This is a genomic window from Kitasatospora sp. NPDC032150, assembly GCF_055579945.1.
Genome location: NZ_JBVIMH010000117.1, coordinates 1 through 1,232 on the forward strand (window position 1 = coordinate 1; position 1,232 = coordinate 1,232).

Annotated in this window: 1 protein-coding gene; it reads right to left on the bottom strand. The window is 65.1% G+C overall.

Annotated elements, in window-relative coordinates; genetic code table 11:
• Window positions 1–11: 11 nt before the first annotated feature.
• Window positions 12–1,145 carry an IS630 family transposase gene (locus ACZ5ON_RS36090; protein WP_465601862.1) on the bottom strand — a complete coding sequence of 378 codons (1,134 nt, stop codon included), beginning with the start codon at window positions 1,143–1,145 and terminating at the stop codon, window positions 12–14.
• Between the last annotated feature and the right edge of the window lie 87 nt (window positions 1,146–1,232).

Below are 1,232 nucleotides of genomic sequence, written 5' to 3' on the forward strand. Positions count from 1 at the left end.
CTAGTGCCGCATCAGGCAACGTTCGCCCTGTTCACGACCTCGCGTAGGCGTTCGTCCTGGGCGTGCTTGTTTCGCCAGATGATGTAGCGGCGGATCATGCTGCCCTGCTCCTTGTGGCTGGCGTGGTCGGTTCCGTCCAGGGTGAAATAGCGCAGGGCGGTGAACTGGGCCTCGATGCGGTTCAGCCAGGATGAGTTGGTCGGCGTGTAGGCGATCTCGACGTTGTTGGCCTCGGCCCAGTCCGCCACCCGGCGGCACCGCTTGGTGGTGAGGTGCGGAGAGTAGTTGTCGCACACGATGGCGATACGAATCCCGATCGGATGGAGCGAGCGCAGGTAGCGGCAGAACTCCAGGAACTTGGAGCGGTTCTTGGTCTTCTTGATGTGGCCGTAGAGCTGGTCCTTGCCCAGGTCGTAGGCGGCGAAGAGGTGGCGGACGCCGTGGGGGCGGGTGTAAGTGGCCCGCCGTCTCGGTCGGGGCTCGCGGTCGGGATCCTTGCCCTTGCCGCCGCGTTCGGCCCATTGGCGGCCGGGGTGGGGCTGGAGGTTGAGCGGCCCGAACTCGTCCATGCAGAAAATGACTTGGGGCTCGTCTTCCTCAGGTATGACCTCGCCGTCGGCGATCGCGTAGAGGTGCTCGACCCGGGCTTTCTTCGCGGCGTAGTCGGGGTCGTTGGAGGACTTCCAGGTCTTCACGCGTTGAAAGGAGACGCCTTCCTCGTGGAGCAGGATGCGCAGGCCCTCGTGGCTGATGTCGTCGACCACCCCCTCGGCGACCAGGAAGTCGGCCAGCTTGACCAGGCTCCAGGTCGAGAACGGCAGGCCGTGCTCGGCCGGCTTGGACTTGGCGATCTTCTTGATCTCGCGCCGCTCGGGCAGCGTGAAGGTTCTCGGTCGACCGCCCCGGTACTTGGGATAGAGCGAGTCGAAGCCGTCGACATTGAAGTTGTGGATCACGTCGCGGACTCGGTCCGGACTGGTGAACGTCACCGTCGCGATCTTGTCAACGGGCATGCCCTGCGCGGACAGCAGCACCATCTGAGCCCGCCGCCAGGTCACCACCGAGCCGGTGCCCCTGCGGATGATCCGCAGCAGCCGTCGTCCCTCGTCGTCATCGATGTCCCGCACCCGAACCCGTTCAGCCACGTGATCATTGTGACCGCCCGGCCATGCCCAAGGCAGCAACCGGACGGCACGTCACAACGGGGCGAACGTTGCCTGATGCGGCACTAG